Raw genomic sequence first — 21,774 nt, forward strand, 5'->3', positions numbered from 1 at the left:
AGGAGGAGGAGGATGCGGGGCACGCGGCGGAACATGGGGACTGCCTTTTCTGAAAAGTGCACTGCACAGTGTAGTGTTGTTTTAAAAAAAGTAAACTACCCGGTGTAAAATTTCGCCTATGAGCCCGATAGCCCCGTCTGCAGCCCTGACCGCCCCCACCCGCCTGACCGACCGCAAGCGCGAGGCCATCGTGCAGGCCGCGATCGCGGAGTTCCGCGAGAACGGTTTTGCCGGCACGAGCATGGACCGGGTGGCCGCGGCGGCCGATGTCTCCAAGCGCACGGTGTACAACCACTTCCCGAGCAAGGATGAGCTGTTCGAGGCCATCCTCGCCCAGATGTGGGAGCGCAGCCATGCGCAGGCCGAGATCCACTACGACGCGGCCGGCCCGCTGCGCGCGCAGCTGCTGGCGGTGCTGGAGCAGAAGATGCAGATGCTGGACGACACGAGCTTCATCGACCTGTCGCGCGTGGCCATGGCCGAGCTGATGCACACGCCCGAACGCGCCCGTGCGCTGGTGGACCGCCTGTCCGAGAAGGAAGAGGGCCTGCCCCAGTGGCTGCGCGCCGCCCAGCAGCATGGCCGCCTGCGCGCCGGGGTGGACCCGCAGTACGCCGCGCACCAGCTGCACGGCCTGGTCAAGTCCTTCGCCTTCTGGCCGCAACTGGCCATGGGGCAGCCGCCGCTGGCGCCCGCGCTGCGCCAGCAGGTGCTGGAGGATGCGGTGGACATGTTCCTGGGCTTCTACGCGGTGGCCGCGCCGGGCTGATCAATTGGCGCGCGCGGCGTATGCTGCCGGACCATGGAAGCGCAGCAACAACCCTCCCAGATTCTCTTTCTCCCGGGCGTCGGGGGTGACCCGCAGTTCTGGCAACCCGTGTCGGGCCTGCTGGACCACCCGGCCACCCGCCGGCTGATGGGCTGGCCGGGCTTTGGCCCGGTGCCGGCCGACCCCGGCGTGCGTGGGATGGAGGACCTGGTGGCGCGGGTGGTGGACGCCATCGACCGGCCCACGGCACTCGTCGCCCAGTCGATGGGCGGCATCGTGGCCGTCCAGGCCGCGCTGCGGCGCCCCGGGCAGGTCACGCACCTGGTGCTCACCGCCACCTCGGGCGGCGTGGACATGGCCGCCCATGGCGCGCAGGACTGGCGGCCGGCCTTCGCCCAGGCCCACCCCACGGTGCCGCCCTGGTTCGCCGACTACCGCGAGGACCTGAGCGCCGCCCTGGCCACCTTGGCGCCGCCCACGCTGCTGCTGTGGGGCGATGCCGACCCCATCAGCCCCGTAGGCGTGGGCCGGCGCCTGCAGGCTCTGCTGCCCCAGAGCCGGCTGCACGTGGTGCCTGGCGGCGCGCACGACCTCGCCAACCGGCATGCAGCGCAGGTAGCGCCCCTGATCGCAGCGCACCTGAACGGCCGAGACTGACTTTGCACTACGCTCGGCGCTTTGCAATCCTGAGCCCCCGAAAACCATGCCCACTGCTCCCTACCTCGACACCGCGCCCGTGCTCGGCACCGGCGTCTTCCTCCATGACTCGGCCCAGGTGATCGGCGACGTCACCCTCGGCAAGGACGCCTCGGTCTGGTGCAACGCCGTGCTGCGCGGCGACGTGAACCGCATCGTGGTGGGTGAGGCCAGCAACGTGCAGGACCTGAGCATGGGCCATGTCTCGCACCGCAATGCCAGCAAGCCCGAGGGCTCGCCGCTCATCATCGGCAGCCATGTGACCATCGGCCACGCGGTGATATTGCATGGCTGCCAGATAGGGGACGAATGCCTGATCGGCATGGGTTCCATAGTGATGGACGACGCGGTCATCGGCGACCGCGTGATGCTGGGCGCCGGCAGCCTGGTGTCGCCCGGCAAGGTGCTGGAGAGCGGCTACCTCTACATCGGCCGGCCCGCAGTGCGCCAGCGTGCGCTGACCGACAAGGAAATCGCCTACCTGCGCTATTCCGCCGAGCACTATGTGCGGGTAAAGAACAACTACCTGGCGGGCACGCCGGATGCGGCGGTGGTGCCGCCCCAGCCGATGTAATACCCCGGGGGAGTCTGGTGCCCCCCAAGGTTAAGGGCCTGGCGGGATAATCGGGTACTTCCACGATTCCCCATGAGGCGGCACTGCATCGCCCTGGCCGCCCCCACCATGTCCGCCCCACCGCTCCGCGTCCTGTCCGTCATCCCGCCGATGACGCAGCTGAACACGCCCTACCCATCGACGGCCTACCTCACCGGGTTCCTGCGCTCGCGCGAGATCACGGCGGTGCAGGAGGACCTGGCGCTGGCCCTGGTGCTGCAGCTGCTCTCGCCCGAAGGGCTGCGCGCCGTGGCAGCCAAGGTGGCTGCGCTGCCGGCCAAGAAGCACAGCCCGGCGGTGCAGGCCTTTGCGGCGCAGCGCGACCGCTACCTGGCGACCATCGCACCCACCATCGCCTTCCTGCAGGGGCGCGACACCACGCTGGCGCACCGCATCGTGGGCCGCAACTTCCTGCCCGAGGGGCCGCGCTTCGCCACGCTCGACGTGTACGTGGACGACGAGGGTGGCGACCCGCTGGGCTGGGCCTTCGGCGCCCTGGGCCTGCACGACCGCGCCAAGCACCTGGCCACGCTGTACCTGAACGACCTGGCCGACGTGCTGCGCGACGCGGTGGATCCGCGCTTCGAGTTCGTGCGCTATGCCGAGTCGCTGGCCGGCAGCCAGCCCACGTTCGACCCACTGGCTGCGGCCCTGGCCGGGCCGATGAACCTGGTGGACGAGACCCTGCGCACGCTGGCCCTGGCCGCGGTGGAGCGCCATGCGCCCACGGTGGTACTGCTGTCGGTGCCCTTCCCAGGGGCGGTGTACGCGGCGTTTCGCATTGCGCAGGCGATCAAGGCGGCGCACCCGCACATCGTCACCGTGCTGGGCGGCGGCTTCGTGAACACCGAGCTGCGCGACCTGACCGAGCCGCGCGTGTTCGACTACTTCGACTACGTGTCGCTGGACGCGGGCGAGCGCCCGCTGCTGGCCTTGCTGGAGCACGTGCAGGGCCAGCGCGGGCGCCAGCGCCTGGTGCGCACCTTCGTGCGCGATGCGGACACGCAGGCCGTGCGCTATATCAACATGCAGGAGGCGGACATCGCCTTCGCCGAGGTGGGCACGCCCACCTGGGACGGGCTGCCGCTGGACAAGTACCTGTCGCTCCTGGACATGCTCAACCCCATGCACCGGCTGTGGAGCGACGGGCGCTGGAACAAGCTCACCGTGGCCCATGGCTGCTACTGGAAGAAGTGCAGCTTCTGCGATGTGAGCCTGGACTACATCAGCCGCTACGAGGGCGCCTCGGCTGCGGTGCTGGCCGACCGCATCGAGTCCATCGTGCGCGAGACGGGGCAGACGGGTTTCCACTTCGTGGACGAGGCCGCGCCACCCAAGGCGCTCAAGACCCTGGCCACCGAGCTGATCGCGCGCAACGCGGGCATCTCGTGGTGGGGCAACATCCGCTTCGAGAAGACCTTCACGCCCGAACTGGCCGGGCTGCTGGCCGACAGCGGCTGCATCGCCGTCTCGGGCGGGCTCGAAGTGGCGTCGGACCGGCTGCTGGACCTGATGAAGAAGGGCGTCTCGGTGGACCAGGTGGCGCGCGTCACGCGGGCCTTCACCGACGCGGGCATCCTGGTGCATGCCTACCTGATGTACGGCTTTCCGACGCAGACGGTGCAGGACACGGTGGATGCGCTGGAGTACGTGCGCCAGCTGTTCGCCAACGGCTGCATCCAGAGCGGCTTCTTCCACCGCTTTGCCTGCACCGTGCATTCGCCCGTGGGCAAGGCGCCCGAGGAGTACGGCGTGACGCTGCAGCCCCTGCCACCGGTGAGCTTTGCCAAGAACGACATCGGCTTTCACGACCCCACGGGCGTGGACCACGACGCGCTGGGCGGCGCGCTCAAGAAGGCGATCTACAACTACATGCACGGCATCGGCCTCGAAGAGGACGTGCGCAGCTGGTTCCCCTTCAAGGTGCCCAAGACCACGGTGCAGCGCAATCGCATCGAGCGGGCCTTGCAGCAGCGGGGCTGACCGGCATGCCCCGCCCGCCCTTCACCGCCGCCATCTTCGACATGGACGGCCTGCTCGTCGATTCCGAGCGCGCGACCCTGCGCGCCTGGACCGAGGCGGCCCTGGCGCTGGGCGTGGTGCTGCGCGAGAGCGACTACCTGCAGGTGGTGGGCAAGGCCGCGCAGGACTCGCACGCCATCCTGCAGGCCCACCTGGGCGGGGTGGCGCCGTTCGAGCAGGCCATGGTGGCGGTGCGGGCCGCGCTGGAGGAAGGGGAGGGCAAGGAGCTGCTGTTCCCGCTCAAGCCCGGTGCGGCAGCGCTGCTCGCGCACTTGCAGGCCGCAGGCATTCCGTGTGCGGTGGCCTCATCGTCGCGCACCGACGAGATCGCGCAGCGCCTGGCGCGCGTGGGCGTGCTGCCACACTTCGCGGCCGTGGCCGGCGGCAACGAGGTGCTGCGCGGCAAGCCCGACCCGGCGCTGTACCTGCTGGCCGCCCAGGGCCTGGGCGTGGCGCCGGCACAGTGCCTGGCCTTCGAGGACAGCCACAACGGCGCCTGCGCCGCGCTGGCTGCGGGCATGGGCCTGGTGGTGGTGCCGGACCTGCTGCAGCCCGCACCCGAGGTGGCGCAGGCCTGCCTGGCCGTGCTGGGCTCGCTGGAGGAAGCATTGCCGCAGATGCCCCTTTGGTTTGGGGCTCCCTGAACCGATCAGATGGCGGTCTGCGCCTCGGCTTCGAGCACCTTGCGGCGGGCCATGGCCAGGTTGGCGCGGCTGCGGTCGAGCACGTAGTAGATGAACAGGCCGTCGTGCTTTTCCACAGGGCGGATGATGTGGTACTGCTGGGTCAGCGTGATCAGGATGTCCTCAATGGCGCCCTGCATGCCCAGCGACTTCATGGTCTTCATCTTGGCGCGCACAACCTCGGTGTTGCCCGCGGCGGCCAGCTCCAGGTCCAGGCCGCTGCCCACGGATTCGAGCAGCATGCCGCTGTTGTAGTCCACCAGCGCGGCGCACAGGGCACCCTCGGTCTGCATCAGCTGGTTCAGGAGTTCTTTGGGGGTGAATGCCATGGCGGGGTCTCCGGTGGTGGTGGAACAAGGGAACGGGAACGGCAAAAAGAGGGATCAGCCCGGCTGCGGCGCTGCGGCGCAGGCGGCAAGCACCTGGTCGGCGGTGTTGCGGCAGCTCCAGAGCAGCTTGCCCAGCAGCGAGGATTCGTTGGTGACCACAGTGAGCACCAGGTCGCCCGAGGGCACGGGCACGTTCATCGAGACGATGTGGCCGCTGCCCGATTCGAGGATCAGCCGCTCGGGCGCGCTGTGGCCGGCCTCGCGCGTCATGGCGCCGGCCAGCGCGCTGAGCGAGCCGGACATGGCCGAGAGCTTGTCGGCGTCCTGGCTGTCCGAGAGCGTGGAGGCCACCGTGAAGCCGTCGGCGCTGGCCAGCGTGGCGCTCAGGATGCCGGGGGTGCCGCGCTGCAGTTCACCGAGCAGCCCGGCCAGTTGCGCGATGGTGACCAGGCGCAAGGACGTGGCGACAGGCACCAGGCCCGGGGTGCCGCTGAGGTTGCTGCTGCTACTCATGTTCGATCTCCGCCATGCTCACCAGGACCGACAGCAGGAGGCGCACGTCGGCATCGCGCCGCACGTCCACCTCCAGCACCGGGGGGTTGTATCCAAGAGCGCCCAACTGCTCGCAGTAGTCGGCGACGCTGGGCGAAGGGTGGGTGTCGAGCCGGCCCACGCCGACCACGGTGCGCCGCGCCGGCACGTGGGGCGCAAAGGCCGTGAGGTAGCGCGCGACCTCGCCCACGGGGTCGGGCTGCGAGTTGTCGGCCAGCACGATCAGGCCGAAGGCGCCGGCCCCCAGGATGTCCCACATGAAGCGAAAGCGCTCCTGCCCGGGCGTGCCGAAGAGCTTGAGCACCCACTGGTCGCCCAGGCGGCATTCGCCGTAGTCGAGCCCCACGGTGGTCATGGTCTTGCCGGGCATGGAGAGCTCGGCTCCGCCGGTGATGGGCACGTCGGTGGAGAGGACCTCGCCATCGCTGATGGCGCGGATCGCCGTGGTCTTGCCGGCGCCCATGGGCCCCGTGAAGACGATCTTGAGGTCGCGCGAGGTGCCCGCAGTCACGGCAGGGGCAGGGGTGGGCATCACCATAGCTTGAGCCGTTCACGCAGGTTGCCGAGCCAGCCCGGTGGGGTGGCTGCGGCCGGTGGATGGGAAGGCTTCGCGGTGGCCCCATGGGCGGGGGCGGCCGTCGCCGCCTCGGCGCTGCCCTCGTCCACCGCCAGGCCCAGCGCCAGGCAGGCTTCGAGGAACCAGCGCACGGTGGCCTCGGGCACGCCGCTCTTGGCGCAGACCTGCTCGTAGCTCAGGGCCCGGCTGGTCAGCAACGCCGCCAGACGCGGGTGGCCTGCGGCCGTGAGGCCGATCGCATCGGGCCAGCGCAGCAGCCGGTAGTGGCCGGGGCGCAGCGGGGCGCTGGCACCGGTCTGCGCCAGCCGCATGGCCAGGCTCCACAGCAGGTGGCGCAGGCTGTGGGCGGGCACGGAGCGGATGAGCTCTTCCTCCACCGGGCTGACCCGGTGCGGCTCGCCCAGGGTATAGGCGCCCGAGAGCAACACCTCCATCGGCATGGAGGTATGCACCAGCTGTTGCACGAAGTCGAACACGATCTGCTGGCCCGCGCTCATGGGCACCACGGCGCGGCGGCGCTCGGCCGTGCGGGTGCGCTCGCCGAGCAGCTCGAACAGGGCGCGCTGGCCCTTGACCGGATCAAACTGCGATGCGCCATGCACCCGCTGGGTGGCCGACTGCAGCACGGCGATGACGTTCGTCATGCGCAGCGGCGTAGCCACGGTGAGGTCGGCCGTCTGCTCCAGCGCCGCTCCGGTGTCGTCGGGGTCGAGCACGCGCACCGTGATGCAGGGGGCATGGAAGCGGTAAGGCCAGTGGCCGGGAACGAAGACCACATTGCACTCGGCCAGCTGCTCGCTGAAGCGCGCGCGGATGTTCACCCCGCCTTCGAGCAGGCGCACCAGCGCGCGCAGCACCAGTTGGTCTTTCTGCGCAATGTCCTGGGTACCGATGACCAGCCCGTCGCCCATACCGTCAAGCCCCCTGTGCAGCAGGATGGCGCCCGTGAAGGCGGCCATGGATGGCCCGGCCCGCGCTCGATGCAGGAAGAACAGGAGCAGAAACGGCGAGTGCGGGACCTGGGCGGTGTTGCATCGCTGGGGCGGCCTCTCGGTTGGGTGTGACGACCACTGAGACGGCGGCTCCCCTGAGCAACCCTGGATACAACGTGGCAGCCCCGCTGTCCTGGGCCCGAGGCAGGTCTCGGTGCCGGTAGACCGGTGGCTTTGCGGACCCGACTTTCGCGCGGGGGTGCCGTTTCAGTGTTTTTCAGTATAGGGGAATGGGTTGCGCTGGCAACCATTGATTGCCACGCCGCAACGCGCCGCCCGTGGCGGGCGGTTCCCAGGTGTTGCGCCGATGCACCGGCCTGGCGGCGCAGCAGGCGCCGCGCTGTGCTATTTCTGCTTCTGGTAGGCCTTGTCGGCCGGGGGGCCGCGGTCCGTGTCCTGCAGGCCGCGCTGCACGTCGCGGTAGGCCTGTTGTACCTGTGCGTCGGGCTTGCCGTGGGTCATGTCGACCGACTGGTCACGCTCGTGCGGCAGCTTGGGGTTTTCTTCCTGGGCGGGGTTGGCCGGGTCGGCGTCGCCGCGGGTAGGGGTGGCCGCGGTCTGGCGCCTGGTGGTGTCCACCGAGGCTTCGGTCGTGCGGGGATCGGCGGTCGTGGGCATGGGTTCTTCCTTGGGCGCCACAGCGGCGCAAGTGGGTCGCAGCCCATCGTAGGAGCGCCCGGCACGGGGCGGTGTAGGCCCATTTCCCATGTGCATGACAGGATGAGAGGCACGCAAAACACTGTATGCCCAACCATATGCCACACTCTCGTCCTTATGTCTTCAACAGAGTGGGCCCAGGCGGCCCTGCAGTCGTTCGACGCGGTGGTGCAGGCCACGCCGGGGTTTCGCAGCCGCGGCGGGCAACGGCGCATGGCCGAGCAGGTGGCGCACACCTTCAGCCACGCCACGCTGGGCAAGGTGGACGAGGAAGCGGGCGAGGCCGCGCCCACCCGGTCGATTGCCGTGATCCAGGCCGGCACCGGCGTGGGCAAGTCTCTGGCCTACTGCGCGCCGGCGATTGCCATGGCGCTGTCGCGCGGCACGCGGGTGCTGATATCCACCGCCACGGTGGCGCTGCAGGAGCAGCTGGTGAACAAGGACCTGCCCGCACTGGCCAAGCTGCTGCCCCAGCCCTTCAAGTTCGCGCTGGCCAAGGGGCGTGGCCGCTATGTGTGCAAGCTCAAGCTCGACCGCCTGGCCGGCACCGGGGAGGCCGAGGAGGCCATGGAGGACGACCTGTTCGCCGAGGAAGAGGCCGCCGCCCGCGCCAAACGCCCGCGCCAGGAGACCGAGGCGCGCATCCAGTTCTACTCGGCCATGTCGCAGACCCTGGGCAAGGGCGGGTGGGACGGAGACCGCGACAGCCTGGACACGCCGCCCGAGCCCGAGGTATGGAGCGCCGTGGCGGCCGAGGGTGCATCCTGCACCGGCAAGCACTGCCCGGCCTTCAGCCAATGCACCTACTACGACAAGCGCAAGGAGCTGGTGGGGGCGCAGGTGATCGTCGCCAACCACGACCTCCTGCTGTCCTCCCTGGGCGCACGCGTGCTGCCCGAGCTGGACAACTGCCTCTTGGTGCTGGACGAGGCGCACCACCTGCCTGCAACGGCGCTGGACCAGTTCGCCTGCAGCATGGACCTGAGCCGCGTGACCTGGATCGAGCGCCTGGCCAGCCGGGGCCTGCGCATTGGCGCGCTGCTCGAAGTGGAGGAGATCGCCGATATCCCCAAGCACTCGGGCCAGCTGCGCCAGACACTGCAGGACCTGGCGCGCATCGTGATGGACGTGTACGGCACGGCCCTCAAGAGCCAGAAGGACGCCTGGGGTCCGGCGCGCGTGCGCGTACCGCGCGGTGTGCTGCCCGAACCGCTGATCGCACCGCTGGGCCTGCTGGCCGCCAGCGCCGACGGTTTTCTCGAAGCGCTGCGCGCCATCTCCAAGTCCCTGCGCGCCGAGATGCGCGACAAGCCCGACGAGGCACGCCGCCTGTCCACCCTGTACGCGCAGATCGGCATGCTGGCGCCACGCCTGGAAGAGCTGCACGCCACCGCCCAACTGCTGCTGCAGGACGCGCCCGAGGGCGCGGTGCCGGCGGCCAAGTGGTTCACGCTGGAGGTGGAGGGCGATTTCATCGTGGTCAAGGCGCATGCCAGCCCCATACTGCCCGGCACCACGCTGCGCAACCACCTGTGGAGCGCGGTGCGCGGCGCGGTGCTGACCTCGGCCACGCTCACCAGCTGCGGGCACTTCGAGTTCTTCATGCGCGAGTCGGGCCTGCACGGCGATGCGGCGGCCACCACGCTGGAGGTGCCAAGCCCCTTCGACTACGCCGCCCAAGGCACGCTGATCGCGGCCGAGACCCATGCCGACCCCAAGAACGCTGCCGCCTTCACGGCGGAGATGGTGGACGCGCTGCTCTACGACATCGCCAATGTGGAATACGGCGCGCTGGTGCTGTTCACCTCGCGCGAGCAGATGCGCCAGGCCGTGGAGGCCCTGCCCACCGCCATGCGCAGCGTGGTGCTGGTGCAGAACGCACTGCCGCGCACGCAGCTGCTCAAGCGCCACCGCGAGCGCGTGGCCGAGGGGCAGCCCTCGGTCATCTTCGGCATGCAGTCCTTTGGCGAGGGGCTGGACCTGCCGGGGCGGCTGTGCGAGTCGGTGTTCATCACCAAGCTGCCCTTCGCCCCGCCCGACGACCCGGTGGGCGAAGCCCGTGCCGAATGGCTGCGCGCGGTAGGGCGCGACCCCTTCAGCGAGCTGGTGGTGCCCGCCACCGCGATCCGCCTGGCCCAGTGGGTGGGCCGCGCCATCCGCACCGAGGAAGACCAGGCGCATGTGTACTGCTACGACAAGCGGCTCATGAACACCTCGTACGGGCAGCGCCTGCTCAAGGGCTTGCCGCCGTTTGCGTTGGAGCAGCGCAAGCCGCGCTGAGCAGCGCCCCCCTTTGCCGCCATGCGGCTCCGACCCTCTCTCCAGAAAAGACAGAAAGCCTTCCATGACCCGCGCCATCCCCGCCTGCCCCCAATGCGGCCTGGAGAACACCTACCCCGATGGCAACGGCAGCCATGCCTGCCCCGACTGCAGTTTTGAATGGCCCATGGTGGCCGAAGCGGCAGAAGCCGACGAGGCCGGGGGTGACGGCACCGTGCGCGATGCCCATGGCAATCCGCTGGCCCAGGGCGACGCCGTCATCCTGGTAAAGGACCTCAAGGTCAAGGGCTCGTCATCCACCCTCAAGAAGGGCACCAAGATCAAGGGCATCCGCCTGGTCGACGGCGCCGATGGTCACAACGTGGACTGCACGACGGACCTGGGCAGCATGTTGCTGAAGTCGGAGTTCCTGAAGAAGGCGTGATCGATTCCGGCTGAGGCAGAGCACTGCGAGGCGCTGCTGTCAGACAATGCCCTCCCCAAGCCGGGCCGGGGGACGACGCCCGCCACGCGCCATGCCGCCTACAGTGAATTTTTACCCATTCACCATCTGCCGGAGGCACCCCCATGGAACACGACACCCCTGCCCGCGAGACGCTGTGGAAGCTGATCAAGGACATCAAATTCGGCATGCTCACGCACCGCCATGCCAACGGCATGCTGCACGCACACCCGCTGACCACGCAGAACCGCAGCATCGACGAGCAGTCGCTGCTGTACTTCTTCATCCCGCGCAATGGCGAGCTCTACGGCCGCCTGCTGACCGATGGCCAGGTGAACGTGTCGTATGCCGACCCGGGCGATGACAGCTATGTGTCCCTGTCGGGCCAGGCCACTTTCGTGGAAGACATGGCCCAGAAGGAAGCCCTGTGGTCGCCCATGGCCAAGGCCTGGTTCCCTGCGGGCCACACCGACCCCAACCTGGCGCTGCTGGCCGTGCGCCTGGGCCACGCCGAGTACTGGGACGTCAAGGAAAGCAAGATGGTGCAGCTGTTCAAGATGGCCAAGGCCGCCATCACGGGCGAGCAGCCGCGCGACCTGGGCGAGCACAAGGAACTGACGCTGTCCTGAGGCAGCGCCTCCCACTGGTGCGCCCCGCTTCCCGTCGGGCGCACCGTTCACTTCCGCACCACAGGAGATTGCCATGAGCAGCAAGGAAAACCAGACCGACGACGACCTGAATGCCGCCAGCGACGGCAGCGGCAAGGTGGCCAACGCCCACAACAGCGCAGGCGACAAGACCACGCAGATCAACCAGGGTCGCCGCACGCCCGAAAGCCGTGGCGACCGCGACACCCACCTGGGCAGCGGCAACCAGGGCCAGTCGCGCCAAGGCGGCGCGGGCAGCAGCAGCGGTGGCGGGAGTCGCGGCGCGGGCTGACCCCGCGCACGGCCGCCACGCACCAGAAAGGGCCCCTTGGGCTCTTTCTTTTTGATGGCCGACCCTTGAAAACGCCGATTCACCATCCATTTACCATCCATATGGATGGCACAAGACGGCCAAAAGGCACTATGAACCCCACTTCCACCACCTCCCTGGCCTTGCGCAGCAAGGTCCCCGATTCGGAAAAAATCACCATCAACCTCGGCTATGTGGACCTGGGGCACATCGATCTGCTCGTATCGGAGGGCTTCTACGCCAACCGCACGGATTTCATCCGCACCGCCATCCGCAACCAGCTGAGCACCCAGAACGAGGAGGTGCGCCAGGTGGTGGCACGCAAGATGCTCGTGCTGGGACTGCAGCGCTTTGGCCGCACCGACCTGGAGGCCGTGCAGGCCGCGGGCCAGAGGCTGGAGATCCGCGTGCTGGGCCTGGCCAGCATCGAAGACGACGTGCCGCCCGCGCTGGCGCAGGCGACGATCGCCTCGGTCACCGTGCTCGGGGCGTTCCACGCCAGCCCGGCCGTCAAGGCGGCGCTGGCGGGACGCATCGGCTGAGACAAGCGCCTACCGTGGCGGGGTGCCCAGCGCACCACAACGGCGATTTCTTTCCTTTTCCATTCCAGACCGGCCCTTTCGAGCGGCGGCATTCCGAGACAAAAACCGACGGCACCAGCCGCCCAGGGGCGGCCGTGCCATGAACGGCGCACGCCCTACCAGCTCACCCCAAGGACCTTCCCATGGACTGGAACCACAATCTCAAGCAACTCCTCGGCACTGCCACCGACCTGGTGCGCAAAGGCCAGCTGGCCGATGCCACCCGCGCCATCCAGCAGGCCCTGGGCGGAATACCCGCCACCGCGGGCGCGGCAGGCGCCACAGCGCCCCATGCCGGTGCCACCGGCACCTTGCGCGAAGGCCGGGGAGGCATGCCTGCGTCCACACCATCCGGCACAGGCTGGCGCAATGGCTTTGCGCAGGCCGATGTCGAAGACGCCGTGGTGATCGACCTGGAGGAGGACACGCCCGCCCGCGCCCAGCCTTCCCCGGCCACGGGCCCTGCGAGCGCCCGGCACCCTGCCACGCAGGCGCCCGACAGCTTCACAAGGGTGGCCTTCGCACTGGCCGGCGCCCCGCAGGACCACTACTACCTGTATGTGCCGCCCGGGGCCGACAGCGGTGCCCCCATGCCCCTGGTGCTCATGCTGCATGGCTGCACCCAGGACCCCGAGGACTTCGCCACCGGCACGGGCATGAACGGCGCGGCGGCACGGGCCCATGCCCTGGTGCTCTATCCCGCCCAGTCCGGCAGCGCCAACCCCAAGGCCTGCTGGAACTGGTTCCGGCCGCAGGACCAGCGGCGCGGCGGCGGCGAGCCGGCCACGCTGGTGGCCATGGTGCGCGAGGTGATGGCGCGCTACCCGGTGGACGACAACCGCGTCTATGTGGCGGGCCTCTCGGCCGGTGGTGCCATGGCGGCCCTGCTGGCGCGCGAATACCCCGAGCTGTTTGCCGCCGTGGGCGTGCATTCGGGCCTGTCGGCCGGCGCGGCGCAGAACGTGATGGCGGCGCTGTCGGCGATGAAGACCGGCGCCAAGGCCGCCAGCACCAGCCCGTTCGCGACGACTACGCCCCCCGTCATCCAGCTGGGCACGGCGCTGCCCCTGATCGTCTTGCACGGCGATGCCGATGCCACCGTGCATGCGCGCAATGGCGAGCAACTGGTGGAGGCGGCGCTGGACGCCGCCGAGGGCGAGGTACTCCCTGCCGTGACCACCGGCCGGTCGGCCCACGGCCAGGGCTATACGCGCACCCTGTACCAGAGCGGCGGCACCACGCTGGCAGAGCACTGGGTGCTGCACGGTGGCGGCCACGCCTGGGCCGGCGGCGATGCGCGCGGCAGCCATACCGATCCCCGGGGCGTGTCGGCCACCGAGGAGATGCTGCGCTTCTTCCTCGCACACCCCCGCTGTTGACCCCCGGCCGCGCGCCACCATAATTTGCCCCCGGGGCACCACGCACCGCCCCATCCATACCAACAGCAAGGTGCGGTACCTGGGGGGAAATTCACCGTGGAAAACGTCTACATAACCATCGCAGGACTGGTGGCCATCGGGCTGGTCGTCTACTTTGTGCGGCGCGCCAGGCGCCAGGACAACACCCGCACCGACCTGAAGATCACCGCCGTGCGCATCGACCCGCCCTCAGGCAGCGTGCTGCAGGCCAACACCCCCATCACCGTGGCGCTGGACTACCGCTACTCGGCGCCCCGCGAGCCGCTGTATGTCTGGGTAAAGATCCTCGACACCACCTACGACTCGGTCTACGAGGGTTCGCACGACCGCATGGAGCCCGGCACGGGCCGGATCAGCCGTTCGGTGCACCTGACGCAAGCGGGCAGCGTGCGCGAGCTGTTCATCGTGGCCAAGAACCAGGACTTCGTGGAAGTCTTCAACCAGGCGCTGGCAGTGGACTTCACCTACGAGCAGACCGAGGTCGACGAAGAGTGGATGAACGACGGCAAGGGGTCGGAGATCACCGGCATCACCCTGTCCATCCCCTCGCCGGCCGTGGTGAAGGCCGGCACCCGCATCGGCGTGGACATCGCCTATGCGATCAACACCGAGGAGGGCCTGGACATCTGGGCCATCCCCGAGACAGAGGCCAACATGACCTACGAGGGCACCACGGGCAGGCAGACCGGCACGGGGGTCGTGCCCAGGCACTTCACCGTGATCGACCCGGGCCAGCTGGGCAGCCTGCGGCTGGTGATGAAGAACGCCGCCAGCCAGACGGTCTACGAGCGCACCGTGCCGGTGGACTACACCTACACCGCCTGATTGAGCTGGTTCCTCAACCCCTGGCCTTGCGCGGGTTGCTGCTGGCCTGGGGATAGCGACGCGCCGCCTCTGCCAACAGGACATCTTTGGGCACCAGCTTGCTGCCGCCCATCCACAGTTCGGCGGGCGCGCCCTTGGCATCGCGCACACGGCGCACGGTCTGGCCGGGGCTGTTGTAGCCCGAGGTCTTGCGGATCACCCCTGCATCCTTGCCGGTGATGGCAAGTTCCGTGGTGGCAGTGTTGAACGGCACCGGCATGGCAGGCGCCACCTGGCACACCACCTGGCCCATGGGCACCAGGTCGGCCGCGCCCCACATGCTCCACCAGCGGCCCGCCCAGGAGGCTTCCTTGCGGCCAGGAGCACCGTGTTGCTGGAACGCCGAAAGAACGCTGGCAATGCCGTCCACCCACTCGTGGGCCATGCCATCCTGTGCGTTGGTCAGCACGGTCACCGTGAGGTCCAAGGCCGTGAAACGCGCGGTACGCGAAATGAAGCCCTGCAGGCCGCCGGTGTGCCCCGCCCACTCCTTGGGCCCTGGCGCGCTCAGCATGGTGCCCAGGCCATAGTGCGCCTCGAATACGCTGCAGGGGTCGCGCCAGCGGCGCTGCGCCATCTCACGCCGGCTGGCGGCAGACAGGATGCTGTCGGCACTGTCCGGCGCAAGCTGCGAAAAAAAGCGTGCCACATCGGATGCGGTAGAGGCGAAGCCGCCCGCCGGCGCTATCGCATCGCAGACGTTGTCTCCCGGCACCACCAGGCGCTGGCCGAAGGGAAGCTCGGCACTGTGGCCCACGGCCATCGGCGCCTTTCGGGGCAGGCAAGGCATGTCCGGCACCGTTTCGCCCAGGCCTGCGGCGGCGATCACGTGCTGCGCCATCCACACCGGGTACGCGCAGCCGGTGACTTCTTCCATCATCAACCCCAGCAGCCCATAGCCGTGGTTGGAGTACTTGAGCTGCACGCCCGCTTCCAATGGAGGCTTGTCACGCAGGTCGGCCAGCAGCTCCTCGCGGGAGAGAAACGGCCGCCGGTCCAGGAACTGGCCCGCGTCCGGCCCGTCGCGCGTGATCCCGGCGCCATGCGACAGCAGCTCAGCAATGCGCGCTCGCGCCAGGTCCTTGTGCAGGCCCGTCACGTACCGGCCAATGGGATCGTCGAGACCGAGCTTTCCCTGTTCCCGCAGCAGCATCACGCCCGCGGCGGTGAAGGTTTTGGAGTGGGAGGCGATACGCAGGCGGTGCCGCGCAGTCAAGGGTTTGCCAGTGCGCATATCGGCCACGCCCAGGGCGAACTCAGCCAACGGCACGCCCCCGCGCGCGATGGCCACGGAGCAGCCGGGCTGGCGATAGCGTTCGAGCTGGAAACCGAGCCACTGCGGCAGGTAGTCCAATGCGGCCGGGAGCCAGGCAGGTGGGGCGCTGTTCTTCTTCATGGTCTGCGTCGCTGCGATGAAAAGGGTCGCGCAGTGTAGGCCACGGCCGCCCGCACACCGGCAATCCCACGGACACCGCTGGGGCGATGGGCACCGTGCCCTGGTTTATCCTGCACCCCCGCACGGGACGGTCCGTGCGCCAGCCCGGGACTCCCTCGCCATGCCCACCAGCCACCCCCTCCAATGCCGCTGCGGACAGGTCCGCGGACTCGTCCAGCCCACGGCCCCTGCCACCCGTTGCGTCTGCTACTGCAGCGACTGCCGGGCGTTTGCGCGGCACCTGGGGGCACAGGCCGAAGTGCTGGACGCGTTCGGCGGCTCCGAGGTCATCCAGGTGCCTGCAGCGAACGTCACCTTCACCCAGGGCCAGGAGTCGCTGGCCTGCCTGCGCCTGACAGACAAGGGCATGCTGCGCTGGTACGCCGCGTGCTGCAACACGCCCATCGGCAACACCATGGCCGACCGGCGCGTGGGGTTCACCGGCCTGGTCCACACCAGCCTGCGCGGCGCCTCGCTGGACGACAGCTTCGGCCCGATGACCATGCGCACCCAGGTCCAGAGTGCGCTGGGTTCGCCCGGTTTCGGCAGCTCGGGCGAGCTGGCGGGCATTGGGCGCATGCTGGGCTTCGTCGCCAAGGCGCTGCTCACGGGCGCCTACCGGAAATCGCCGTTCTTCGACGCCAAGACCGGTGCGCCCGTGGCGGTACCGGTGGTGCTGTCAGCGGCCGAACACGCGGCCGCGCACAATGACAGCCCTTGAAATGAAACACCCCCTGAGTCGCTTCGCGCCTTCACCCCTCTCTCATATTGCTTCGCAATCTGGGAGGGGGACGCCCCCAGCGCGGCGGGGCGGCCCTTGCGCGGGGGCACTGGCCTTGGCCGCGCCAGTTTCATGCGTCGCGGGTGGAGCAGCGCAATGGACAACTGGTACGGATTTGCCTTCAACCGTCTAACTTCGTTGGTCCGCCTAGCTATACGATTGAATGCAAATCCGTATGAAGCACCACAGCCCTCGCCCGCCCCACAGACAATCCATGCCTCCCATTGCCGTCATCGACTTCGAAACCACGGGTGTCTCGCCCGGCCAGGGCGCCCGTGCGACCGAGGTGGCCATCGTGCTGCTGGAGAACGGCCGAGTGGTGGACCGCTTCCAGAGCCTGATGAAGACCGGCGCCTGGATCCCTGCCTTCATCACCCAGCTCACGGGCATCACCAATGCCATGGTGAATGCCGCGCCCGAGGCCGCCGGCGTGATGCAGGACGCCGCCCGCTTCGTGGGCAATGCGCCCATGGTGGCGCACAACGCCGCGTTCGACAGCAAGTTCTGGCAGGCGGAGCTGGCGCTGGCCGGCGTGGCCGCGCCGCACGCGTTCGCCTGCACGGTGCTGCTCTCGCGCCGGCTGTACCCCGAGGCGCCGAGCCACAAGCTCGGCACGCTGGTGGACTACCACGGCCTGCCGCGCACCGGCCAGGCCCACCGGGCCCTGGCCGATGCCGAGATGGCCGCCGAGTTGCTGGCGCGCATGCAGCACGACCTGCGCCAGCGCTGGGGCGTGGCCGAGCCCGGCCATGCGCTCTTGATGGCGCTGCAGCGCTGCGCCAAGCCCGGGATCGGCAAGCTGCTCGCGCAGCATGCCAAGCCTGCGGCGCCGGTGCCCTGCTGACCGATCTCCCTGCCCGCAACCCTTGTTTGCTGGCACGGGCATGCGGCGAATCACCGAAAATGCGCGGTTGCCTTCTTGAACCGATCCACACCATTTTTCCCATGACCGATACCACCCAAGCCCCACCGCTGCCCGACCACCTGTCCGTCGACCCGCGCAGCCCGCACCATGTCGCGGCCGTGTTCGAGCACGACATCGGCATCCGCTTCAACGGCAAGGACCGCTCTGACGTGCAGGAATACTGCGTCAGCGAAGGCTGGGTGAAGGTGCCCGCCGGCAAGACGCTGGACCGCAAGGGCCAGCCGCTGATGATCAAGCTCAAGGGCACGGTGGAAGCCTTCTACCGCCAGCCTGAATAAGCCCTTTTCCGCCGATTCCATGGACGGGTTGGCCCCGGCGGCCTGGGTGATCCACTGCGATGGCAGCGCCATACCCAACCCCGGCCGCATGGGCCTGGGCGCCGTGCTGGTGGCGCCCGACGGCACGCGCCACGCCCTGTCGCAGGCGACGCACACCACCGGCTGCAACAACGAGGCCGAACTGGGTGCGCTGGTGATGGCGCTAAACGAAGCCCGGGCCCAAGGCGCCACCACATTGCAGGTCTACAGTGACAGCGCCGTCCTGGTGGAGCAGCTCGGCGCAGTTGCCAATCCCCCCATTGAGCGCCTGGAACCCCTGTACGCCGCTGCACGCACCCTGCTGAAAAGCTTCGATCAGGTACAAATGCAGTGGATTGCACGCCACCGCAATGGCGAGGCCGATGCGCTGGCGCGTGCGGCACTGGGTGCGCCGCCCAAGCCTTCGGTACACCCTTCCCTGCGGGACCTGCCGCGCAAGAAGCGCAAAAGCCCCCCGCCACGGTCTTGACTGCTTACAAAGGGTCGAAGCCCATCGACGCCCGGTAGGCCGCGATCCTGGGCAGCAGCACCTGGCGGCGCGCCAGGCTTTCGGGTGGCCAATGGTCCTCGCGCTCGTAGTACTCGGGCACCGCCATGGCACCCGCCGGCAGCACCACCCACGGCTGTTTGGAAGCCGTGAAGATGTGGATGTCGGGCGGCAGGTGGTCGGGCGCATCGAGCGTGCCCACGCGCACGAAGGACACCAGCGGGCCCGCACCCGCATAGTGGCTCCACACGGCCACATGGCAGTGCGGGCAGCGCGCGATCTTCTGGCCCAGGCCGCTTTCCGACGGGGTGTCGACCAGCACCGGCGGGCCGCCCAGCAGGCGGATGCGGTCGGCCTCGATCATGGCGTTGAGGGCGAAGGAGGCGCCGCTTCCGCGCTGGCACCAGCGGCAGTGGCAGCAATGCACGAACAGGGGTGCCGTTTCCATGCGGTAGCGCACATGGTGGCAATCGCAACCGCCTTCGAGCGGGAACGGGGGCGTGGACGGGAACTGCATGGCGATCACTCCGTGGACGGCCGCACGTTACGGCAAAAGCTGCACCCTGTCACTCCCGTCTTTTCACGCGCCGCAGTCCGCAGCGCGGGCCCGCAGCAGGGCCTGCTCCTGCGCGTTGCGGGTGAGGGTAGCGGCCAGCTCGAACTGCGCACGCGCCTCGCCATTGCGGCCCAGCTTGGCCAGCAAGTCGCCGCGCACGCTGGGCAGCCAGTGGTAGTCGCGCAGGGCGGGGTCAGCGCCCAGTGCATCGACCAGCAGCAGAGCGGCGGCGGGGCCGTCGGCCATGCCCACGGCCACGGCCCGGTTCAGCGCCACGACGGGCGAGGGAGCCACCTGCAGCAGCGCGTCGTACAGCGCCACGATGTGCTGCCAGTCGGTGTCTTCGGCGCGGCGCGCACGCGCATGGCAGGCCGCGATGGCGCCCTGCAGCGCGTAGGGCCCCCAGGGGTGGCCGGCGCGGGCCAGTTGCTCGGCCCGGTCGAGCGCGGCCAGGCCGCGGCGCACCAGCAGGGGGTCCCAGCGCGAGCGGTCCTGGTCCAGAAGCAGCACGGGGCGGCCCTCGGCATCGGTGCGCGCGGGCAGGCGCGAGGCCTGGATCTCCAGCAGCGCCACCAGGCCCTGCACCTCGGGCTCGTCGGGCGTAAGGCCGGCGAGCACGCGCACCAGGCGCTGGGCTTCGCCGCACAGGGCAGGGCGCATCCAGTCGTCGCCTGCGGTGGCGGCATAGCCTTCGTTGAAGATGAGGTAGATGACTTCGAGCACCGAGGCCAGGCGCGGCGCGCGCTCCGCCGCGCCGGGCACCTCGAAGGGCACGTGCGCGGCCGTGAGGCTGCGCTTGGCGCGCACGATGCGCTGGGCCACGGTGGCCTCGGGCACGAGGAAGGCGCGTGCGATCTCCACGGTGGACAGGCCGCCCAGCAGCCGCAACGTGAGCGCCACGCGCGCCTCGGTGGAGAGCACAGGGTGGCAGGCAGTGAAGACCAGGCGCAGCAGGTCGTCGCCGATGTCGTCCTGGCGCGCCGCGTCCAGGGCGTCGACGAAGTCCGGCGTGTACTGGGCTTCGAGTGCTTCCATGTCATGGCCCAGGGCCTCGTGCTCGCGCGCCTGCATGGCCTGCTGGCGCAGGTGGTCCAGGGCACGGTTGCGGGCGGTGGTCATGAGCCAGGCGGCGGGGTTGTCAGGCAGGCCGCTGGAGGGCCAGTGCTCCAGGGCAGCCACCAGCGCATCCTGCGCCAGCTCCTCGGCCCGGCCCACGTCGCGCGTCATGCGCGCCACGCGGGCGATGATGCGGGCCGCCTCGATGCGCCATACCGATTCGATGGTGCGGTGCAGGGCATCGGGGCTGGGCGCAGCCATGGTCAGCCGAGTGCCTTGCTGGCGTCGACCATGTAGGCGAACTCCCAGGTGTGGCCATCGAGGTCGTCGAAGCCATGGGCGTACATGAAGCCATGGTCCTGCGGTGCGCGCGGTGACGTGGCGCCGGCGGCCACGGCCTTGGCCACCAGGGTGTCGATCTCCTCGCGGCTCTGGGCTGACAGGCAGACCAGCACCTCGGAGGTCTTCCGCGCATCGGCCACGGCCTTGTCGGTGAAGGTCTTGTAGAACTCCTCGACGAGCAGCATCACGAAGAGGTTCTCGCCGAGCACCAGGCAGGCACCCTGCTCGTTGGTGAACTGCGGGTTGAAGTCATAGCCCAGCGCGCGGAAGAAGGCTTGCGAGCGACCCATGTCCTGGATGGGCAGGTTGACGAAGATCATCTGGTGTTGCATGGCGGTCTCCTGAGTGGATGAAACGATAAGGGATAACGGACGGGGAAAACAGGGGGTGATGCGAAAGCCGGGCAGGATCACTTGGCGGCCTCGGCCGCGAGGAAGGTGAGGCCGTCCTCGAAGTCCTTGCCGACCATGCGGTCCATGTTGAAGAACAGGTGCATGATCTTCGCCAGGTAGGGCACGGGGCCGTGCATGGCCCAGGTGACGCGGGTGGCCGGGGCGTTGCCGCCCTCGGGCTTGAGCGTGAAGTCCACGCGGTTGTGGGCCTCGAACGGGGCGACGAAATCGAGCTTCATGCCCACATGGGCTGGGGCCGTGGCCTCGGTGATCTCCATGCTGCCCGTGCCCACCTTGTCGCCCTGCCAGGCATAGCGCGCGCCGGGGCCGGCAGTGGCGGCGCTGTACTCGCCCTTGGCACCGGGGTCCTTGCGCTCGTAGGGGTTCCAGGTGTTGAACTGGCGCAGGTCCTGGATCAGGCCGAATACGCGCTCGGGCGGGGCCTCGATCACGCGGCTGCGCTCCACGCGAAAGCTGTCGGGGCGCGTGGCCGCATAGGCCAGCAGCAGGGCCAGGGCGGCCAGCACGATGAGGGCGATGGTCTTGATCATGGTGATTCCTTGGGTGGTCGGGGGAAATCGGGTTCAGCCGCGTGCGGCCTCAATGTCGCGAAAGCGCTGCACGCCTTCACCCTGGGCGAAGTCGTCGAGCTCGAAGACCGGGCGCACCTCGATCTCGGCCGCCAGCCCCTCGCCGCGCGGGTTGGGAAAGCGGCGCGCCCACTCCATGGCCTCGTCGCGCGAGCGCACCTGGATCAGCGTGTAGCCGGCGATCAGTTCCTTGGTCTCGGTGAAAGGCCCATCGACCACCGTGCGCTGGCCACCGCTGCCGTAGTACACGCGCCAGCCCTGGGCGCTGGCCTTGAGGCCCATGCCATCGAGCAGCACGCCGGCGCGCGACAGCTCCTCGTGGTAGGCGCCCATCACGGCCAGCATGTCCTCGCCGGGCAGCACGCCGGCTTCGCTCTCGGGGCTGGCCTTGACCAGAATCATGAATCGCATGGCAGATCTCCTGTGGGTGGAAGTCGCTGTGCAGGGGAATGGAAATTCCC

General features: G+C 69.1%; 27 protein-coding genes and 1 riboswitch. Of the genes, 16 read left to right on the forward strand and 11 right to left on the reverse strand.

Translation table 11 applies throughout. The annotated features are described in order from the left end of the window. The first annotated feature begins 118 nt into the window (after positions 1 to 118). The 5 genes from AC0IZS_RS08565 (at position 119) to AC0IZS_RS08585 (ending at position 4,744) form a co-directional block, all read left to right on the forward strand. Positions 119 to 769 (forward strand): TetR/AcrR family transcriptional regulator, encoded by a 651-nt coding sequence (locus tag AC0IZS_RS08565; RefSeq protein ID WP_471635241.1) that lies wholly within the window; start codon positions 119 to 121, stop codon positions 767 to 769. A 33-nt stretch (positions 770 to 802) separates the two neighbouring features. Beyond that, a complete protein-coding gene (locus tag AC0IZS_RS08570; protein WP_471635242.1) occupies positions 803 to 1,426 on the forward strand; it encodes an alpha/beta fold hydrolase in 624 nt (207 codons plus the stop codon). Between the two features lie 46 nt (positions 1,427 to 1,472). Further along, positions 1,473 to 2,039, forward strand: a complete 567-nt coding sequence (locus tag AC0IZS_RS08575; protein ID WP_471635243.1) for a gamma carbonic anhydrase family protein — start codon at positions 1,473 to 1,475, stop codon at positions 2,037 to 2,039. 108 nt (positions 2,040 to 2,147) lie between these two features. Further along, a complete protein-coding gene (locus AC0IZS_RS08580; RefSeq protein WP_471639488.1) occupies positions 2,148 to 4,061 on the forward strand; it encodes a B12-binding domain-containing radical SAM protein in 1,914 nt (637 codons plus the stop codon). A 5-nt stretch (positions 4,062 to 4,066) separates the two neighbouring features. Then, the gene (locus AC0IZS_RS08585; protein ID WP_471635244.1) at positions 4,067 to 4,744 is read left to right on the forward strand and encodes an HAD family hydrolase; all 678 of its coding nucleotides are present in this window, start codon (positions 4,067 to 4,069) and stop codon (positions 4,742 to 4,744) included. A gap of 5 nt (positions 4,745 to 4,749) precedes the next feature. Here AC0IZS_RS08585 and AC0IZS_RS08590 read toward each other — a convergent pair whose 3' ends face one another. The 5 genes from AC0IZS_RS08590 to AC0IZS_RS08610 all read right to left on the reverse strand — a co-directional run bounded on the left by AC0IZS_RS08590 (position 4,750) and on the right by AC0IZS_RS08610 (position 7,851). Continuing rightward, positions 4,750 to 5,112: a hypothetical protein gene (locus tag AC0IZS_RS08590; RefSeq protein ID WP_322590832.1), complete on the reverse strand. Its 363-nt coding sequence runs from the start codon at positions 5,110 to 5,112 to the stop codon at positions 4,750 to 4,752. Between the two features lie 54 nt (positions 5,113 to 5,166). Then, positions 5,167 to 5,625 carry a roadblock/LC7 domain-containing protein gene (locus tag AC0IZS_RS08595; protein WP_471635245.1) on the reverse strand — a complete coding sequence of 153 codons (459 nt, stop codon included), beginning with the start codon at positions 5,623 to 5,625 and terminating at the stop codon, positions 5,167 to 5,169. After that, positions 5,618 to 6,196: a GTP-binding protein gene (locus tag AC0IZS_RS08600; protein ID WP_471635246.1), complete on the reverse strand. Its 579-nt coding sequence runs from the start codon at positions 6,194 to 6,196 to the stop codon at positions 5,618 to 5,620. The genes AC0IZS_RS08595 and AC0IZS_RS08600 overlap by 8 nt, the downstream gene beginning before the upstream one ends. After that, positions 6,196 to 7,200 (reverse strand): hypothetical protein, encoded by a 1,005-nt coding sequence (locus tag AC0IZS_RS08605; protein ID WP_471635247.1) that lies wholly within the window; start codon positions 7,198 to 7,200, stop codon positions 6,196 to 6,198. Before AC0IZS_RS08605 ends, AC0IZS_RS08600 begins: the two co-directional genes overlap by 1 nt. Positions 7,201 to 7,348: 148 nt before the next feature. Then, positions 7,349 to 7,447: riboswitch (cyclic di-GMP riboswitch) on the reverse strand. A 131-nt stretch (positions 7,448 to 7,578) separates the two neighbouring features. Then, positions 7,579 to 7,851: a hypothetical protein gene (locus tag AC0IZS_RS08610; RefSeq protein WP_471635248.1), complete on the reverse strand. Its 273-nt coding sequence runs from the start codon at positions 7,849 to 7,851 to the stop codon at positions 7,579 to 7,581. A gap of 156 nt (positions 7,852 to 8,007) precedes the next feature. Between AC0IZS_RS08610 and dinG the strand changes: the two genes are divergently transcribed. From dinG to AC0IZS_RS08645, 7 genes are all read left to right on the forward strand, one after another. Next, complete coding sequence (gene dinG, locus AC0IZS_RS08615) at positions 8,008 to 10,170, forward strand: ATP-dependent DNA helicase DinG (RefSeq protein WP_471635249.1); 2,163 nt, start codon at positions 8,008 to 8,010, stop codon at positions 10,168 to 10,170. A gap of 64 nt (positions 10,171 to 10,234) precedes the next feature. After that, on the forward strand, positions 10,235 to 10,594 hold the full coding sequence (locus AC0IZS_RS08620; RefSeq protein ID WP_471635250.1) for a zinc ribbon domain-containing protein YjdM: 360 nt from the start codon (positions 10,235 to 10,237) through the stop codon (positions 10,592 to 10,594). Positions 10,595 to 10,737: 143 nt separating this feature from the next. Further along, a complete protein-coding gene (locus AC0IZS_RS08625; protein ID WP_471635251.1) occupies positions 10,738 to 11,241 on the forward strand; it encodes a pyridoxamine 5'-phosphate oxidase family protein in 504 nt (167 codons plus the stop codon). Positions 11,242 to 11,314: 73 nt separating this feature from the next. Further along, positions 11,315 to 11,551, forward strand: a complete 237-nt coding sequence (locus tag AC0IZS_RS08630; RefSeq protein WP_305744276.1) for a hypothetical protein — start codon at positions 11,315 to 11,317, stop codon at positions 11,549 to 11,551. 131 nt (positions 11,552 to 11,682) lie between these two features. Continuing rightward, positions 11,683 to 12,111, forward strand: a complete 429-nt coding sequence (locus AC0IZS_RS08635) for a CopG family transcriptional regulator (protein ID WP_471635252.1) — start codon at positions 11,683 to 11,685, stop codon at positions 12,109 to 12,111. A 182-nt stretch (positions 12,112 to 12,293) separates the two neighbouring features. Then, positions 12,294 to 13,529, forward strand: coding sequence for an extracellular catalytic domain type 1 short-chain-length polyhydroxyalkanoate depolymerase (locus AC0IZS_RS08640; RefSeq protein ID WP_471635253.1), 1,236 nt, complete (start codon positions 12,294 to 12,296; stop codon positions 13,527 to 13,529). A 96-nt stretch (positions 13,530 to 13,625) separates the two neighbouring features. After that, on the forward strand, positions 13,626 to 14,393 hold the full coding sequence (locus tag AC0IZS_RS08645; RefSeq protein WP_471635254.1) for a hypothetical protein: 768 nt from the start codon (positions 13,626 to 13,628) through the stop codon (positions 14,391 to 14,393). A gap of 13 nt (positions 14,394 to 14,406) precedes the next feature. Here the strand turns inward: AC0IZS_RS08645 and AC0IZS_RS08650 are convergent, their stop codons facing one another. Next, complete coding sequence (locus AC0IZS_RS08650) at positions 14,407 to 15,828, reverse strand: serine hydrolase domain-containing protein (protein ID WP_471635255.1); 1,422 nt, start codon at positions 15,826 to 15,828, stop codon at positions 14,407 to 14,409. 160 nt (positions 15,829 to 15,988) lie between these two features. On the opposite strand from AC0IZS_RS08650, the gene AC0IZS_RS08655 reads away from it, so the two are divergent. The 4 genes from AC0IZS_RS08655 (at position 15,989) to AC0IZS_RS08670 (ending at position 18,359) form a co-directional block, all read left to right on the forward strand. Next, on the forward strand, positions 15,989 to 16,588 hold the full coding sequence (locus AC0IZS_RS08655) for a DUF6151 family protein (protein ID WP_471635256.1): 600 nt from the start codon (positions 15,989 to 15,991) through the stop codon (positions 16,586 to 16,588). 274 nt (positions 16,589 to 16,862) lie between these two features. Further along, positions 16,863 to 17,492 (forward strand): 3'-5' exonuclease, encoded by a 630-nt coding sequence (locus tag AC0IZS_RS08660; protein WP_471635257.1) that lies wholly within the window; start codon positions 16,863 to 16,865, stop codon positions 17,490 to 17,492. A 101-nt stretch (positions 17,493 to 17,593) separates the two neighbouring features. After that, positions 17,594 to 17,851, forward strand: coding sequence for a DUF3297 family protein (locus tag AC0IZS_RS08665; RefSeq protein WP_057200448.1), 258 nt, complete (start codon positions 17,594 to 17,596; stop codon positions 17,849 to 17,851). Between the two features lie 19 nt (positions 17,852 to 17,870). Next, positions 17,871 to 18,359, forward strand: coding sequence for a ribonuclease HI family protein (locus AC0IZS_RS08670; RefSeq protein WP_471635258.1), 489 nt, complete (start codon positions 17,871 to 17,873; stop codon positions 18,357 to 18,359). Between the two features lie 4 nt (positions 18,360 to 18,363). Here the strand turns inward: AC0IZS_RS08670 and AC0IZS_RS08675 are convergent, their stop codons facing one another. The 5 genes from AC0IZS_RS08675 to AC0IZS_RS08695 all read right to left on the reverse strand — a co-directional run bounded on the left by AC0IZS_RS08675 (position 18,364) and on the right by AC0IZS_RS08695 (position 21,724). Next, the gene (locus AC0IZS_RS08675; protein WP_471635259.1) at positions 18,364 to 18,894 is read right to left on the reverse strand and encodes a GFA family protein; all 531 of its coding nucleotides are present in this window, start codon (positions 18,892 to 18,894) and stop codon (positions 18,364 to 18,366) included. Positions 18,895 to 18,957: 63 nt separating this feature from the next. Then, entirely contained in the window at positions 18,958 to 20,250 is a 1,293-nt protein-coding gene (locus AC0IZS_RS08680; protein WP_471635260.1) for an RNA polymerase sigma factor, read from the reverse strand. Between the two features lie 2 nt (positions 20,251 to 20,252). Continuing rightward, positions 20,253 to 20,663, reverse strand: coding sequence for a VOC family protein (locus AC0IZS_RS08685; protein WP_471635261.1), 411 nt, complete (start codon positions 20,661 to 20,663; stop codon positions 20,253 to 20,255). Between the two features lie 77 nt (positions 20,664 to 20,740). Next, positions 20,741 to 21,274 (reverse strand): SRPBCC family protein, encoded by a 534-nt coding sequence (locus AC0IZS_RS08690; RefSeq protein ID WP_471635262.1) that lies wholly within the window; start codon positions 21,272 to 21,274, stop codon positions 20,741 to 20,743. Between the two features lie 33 nt (positions 21,275 to 21,307). Further along, entirely contained in the window at positions 21,308 to 21,724 is a 417-nt protein-coding gene (locus tag AC0IZS_RS08695) for a YciI family protein (protein WP_471635263.1), read from the reverse strand. Positions 21,725 to 21,774: the final 50 nt, after the last annotated feature.

It is taken from the genome of Acidovorax sp. AC410 (assembly GCF_979253235.1).